General features: G+C 72.5%; 2 protein-coding genes. One reads left to right on the top strand and one right to left on the bottom strand.

From position 1 onward, the window contains the following. On the top strand, positions 1–833 hold an 833-nt coding region (locus GUY60_RS36370; RefSeq protein ID WP_161705769.1), incomplete at its 5' end, for a DMT family transporter. 95 nt (positions 834–928) lie between these two features. Here GUY60_RS36370 and GUY60_RS36365 read toward each other — a convergent pair. Continuing rightward, positions 929–2,935 (bottom strand): acetoacetate--CoA ligase, encoded by a 2,007-nt coding sequence (locus tag GUY60_RS36365; protein WP_161705767.1) that lies wholly within the window; start codon positions 2,933–2,935, stop codon positions 929–931. Positions 2,936–2,981: the final 46 nt, after the last annotated feature.

The raw sequence follows: 2,981 nt of genomic DNA, 5'->3' as shown, positions 1-2,981 counted from the left end.
GGGCCGACCCGAGTGTGCGGGACGGCGGTGGCCGCTCCGGGGGTCGGTCGCGGGCCGCCCGGCGGGCCGCGCTCGCGGGCGTCCTGGGCGTTTTCGCGTACAACGGCTTCTTCTTCTGGGGGCTCTCGCTCGCCCCTTCGCTGGACGCGGGCATCCTCATCCCGGTCATGAGTCCCGTACTCACCAGCCTCTTCCTGCTGGTCACGGGACGGGAGCGGGCGTCGGGCACGCGCCTCGCCGGTCTCGCGCTCGGCCTGTCCGGTGCCGTGATCTTCTTCCTCGGCGCGGGCGGCGGTACGAGCGGTGGTACCGGCGGTGGCGGGGCGCGGCTCGCGGGCGACGCGCTGTTCCTCCTCAGCGCGGTGTGCTGGGCCGCGTACACGCTCGCCGGTCCACGCGTCCTCGCCGGGATCGATCCGCTGCGCGCCACGACGTACGCCACCTGTGCGGGTGCGGTGCTGCTCGGGGTGATGGCCGCGCCGGACGTGCCGGGAGTGGAGTGGGGCGAACTGCCGCTCGGTGTCTGGCTGAACGTGGCGTACCTGGCACTCGGCGCGGCCGCCGTCGCAAACCTCCTCTACTACAAGGGAGTTGGCGCCGTGGGGCCCGCTTCCGCCTCGTTGATGATGTTCACCGTCCCGGTGGTCAACACGGTCTGCGGCACCCTCTTCCTCGGTGAGTCCTTCGAGCCCGTACAGGCGGTGGGGGCGGCGGTGCTCGTGGTGGGGGCCGTCATCGCCGCTCTGCGGGGACGGTTCACCGGCCGTGGCGCGGGGCTCTCGGCCGCCGGGCGGCGGAGCGCCGTCGGGACCCGGGCGGACTCGGAGACGTGAGCGTGAGCCGGGTGCTTCCCCAGGGTGAGCCGGGTGCTTCCCCAGCGTGAGCCGGGTGCTTCCCCAGGGTGGCGGCGAGCGTACGAAACCCTCGGTCAGGCTGCCCCGTCCGCGCTCCCGGCACGGATCCCCTCGGCGAACTCCGCGAACCAGGACAGCATTTCGGGGTGCGTGACGGCGCCCTCGGCACACACGTCGGCGACGCGAGCGCCCTGCAGGATCCGCTTCACGGGGACCTCCAGTTTCTTGCCGGTCAGGGTGCGTGGCACCGCCGCGACCGGAGCGATGACGTCGGGCACGTGCCGGGGTGAGAGCGCCCGCCTGAGGGCGGCGGCGATGTCGTCGCGAAGGGCGTCGTCGAACCGCTCACCGTCCGCGACGACGACGAACAGCGGCATGAGGTAGCGGCCGTCGGGCAGCTCCGCACCGATGACGAGGCTGTCCGTGACCTGCGGGAGCTGCTCGACCACGGCGTAGATGTCGGCCGATCCCATCCGCACGCCCATCCGGTTGAGCGTCGAGTCGGAGCGCCCGGCCACCACCATCGACAGGTCGGCGGCGAAGGTCACCCAGTCTCCGTGCCGCCACACCCCCGGATGCAGGTCGAAGTAACTCTCCAGGTAGCGGCGGTCGTCGGGGTCGTCGACGAAGCGCAGCGGCATCGAGGGCAGCGGCCGCGTCACCACGAGTTCCCCCTGCTCGCCGAGGACGGGACGGCCCGAGGTGTCCCAGGCGGCGGCGGCCACGCCGAGCGCGGGACCGGGGATCCGGCCCGCGCGCACCGGCAGCAGCGGGGAAGCCCCGGCGAGCACCGAGCAGATGTCCGTCCCGCCACAGATCGACTGCAGCCAGATGTGCGCGGGCAGAGCCTCGTACACCCAGCGCCAGGTGCTGTCGGGAAGGGACGAGCCCGTCTGCAGGACCGACCGCAGGGCGCTCAGGTCCGTGGTGTCGGCGGGACGCGCGCCCGCCTTCTCGGCGGCGACCAGATACGCGGCGCCCACACCCACCGTCGTCGCCCGCGTCCTGGACGCGACCCGCCACACACCGTCGATGTCGGGGTGGCCGGGGCTGCCGTCGTACAGGACGATCGTGCAGCCGTGCAGCAGCCCGCCGACCATGAAGTTCCACACCATCCAGCTGGTGGACGTGTGGAAGAAGAAGCGGTCGTCGGCGCGCAGGTCGACACCGAGCCCGAGGGCCTTGAGCAGTTCGACGACGATGCCGCCGTGGCCCTGCACGATGCCCTTCGGCACTCCGGTGGTGCCCGAGGACCAGAGGATCCACAGGGGATGGTCGAACGGGACGTCGGCAAAGGTGAGTTGGGCCTGCCGGCCGACCACCTCGTGCCAGGCGTGCCGCACCACATCGCGCCGCAGTGACCAAGTCCGGCCGGCCGACGCCGGGTGGAGGTGGTCGACGGTGAGGACGTGCCGCACCGTGGGCAGCCCGGCCACCAACTCGGCGGCCTCGGCGCGCCGTTCGTACTCCTTGCCCCCATGGCGGTAGCCGTCCGCGACCACAAGCACGGCCGGCCGGGCCTGCCGCAGCCGCGCGAGCACACTGGGCGTGCCGAAGTCCGGCGAGCACACGGTCCACACCGCGCCGACAGCGGCACTCGCCAGCAACGCGACGACGGCGTGCGGGGTGTTGGGCAGATACCCCGCGACGCGGTCACCCGGCTCCACGCCCATGTCCCGGAGGGCGGCGGCGACCGCTGCGACCTCCTGCCTGAGCTGTTCCCACGAGGTCTCCACGGGCTCGCCGCCCTCAACCATGCTGATCAGCGCCGGTTGGCCGGTGGGCTCCCGGGTGAGGCACCGCTCGGCGAAGTTCAGCCGCGCGCCGGGGAACCAGGACGCCCCGGGCATCGACGCGTCGGCAAGCACCTCGTCGTAGCGGCTGACCGCGTCGAGGCCGTAGAACTCCCACACCGCCGACCAGAACGCCGGTACGTCGGTGGTGCTCCAGCGCCACAACTCGGCGTAGTCCGGGAAGGTCAGCCCCCGCGCCTCGACGAGCCAGCACAGGAAGCCGGCGACCTGGGAGTTCTCGGCCGTCGCACGGCTGGGCGACCACAGCACGTCGCTGTCGGTACTCATCTGCGTCTCCAGGGACAGGGGTACGTACGGGGGTTGGGGGTACGGG

It is taken from the genome of Streptomyces boluensis (genome assembly GCF_009908195.1).
Classification (GTDB): Bacteria; Actinomycetota; Actinomycetes; order Streptomycetales; family Streptomycetaceae; genus Streptomyces; species Streptomyces boluensis.
Note: the sequence above shows the minus strand (reverse complement) of the source record. Positions and strands in the feature narration are given on the sequence as shown.

Coding starts and splice junctions, on each gene's coding strand:
- GUY60_RS36365 (WP_161705767.1), bottom strand. CDS start 2,935: ATGAGTACCGACAGCGACGTGCTGTGGTCGCCCAGCCGTGCGACGGCC.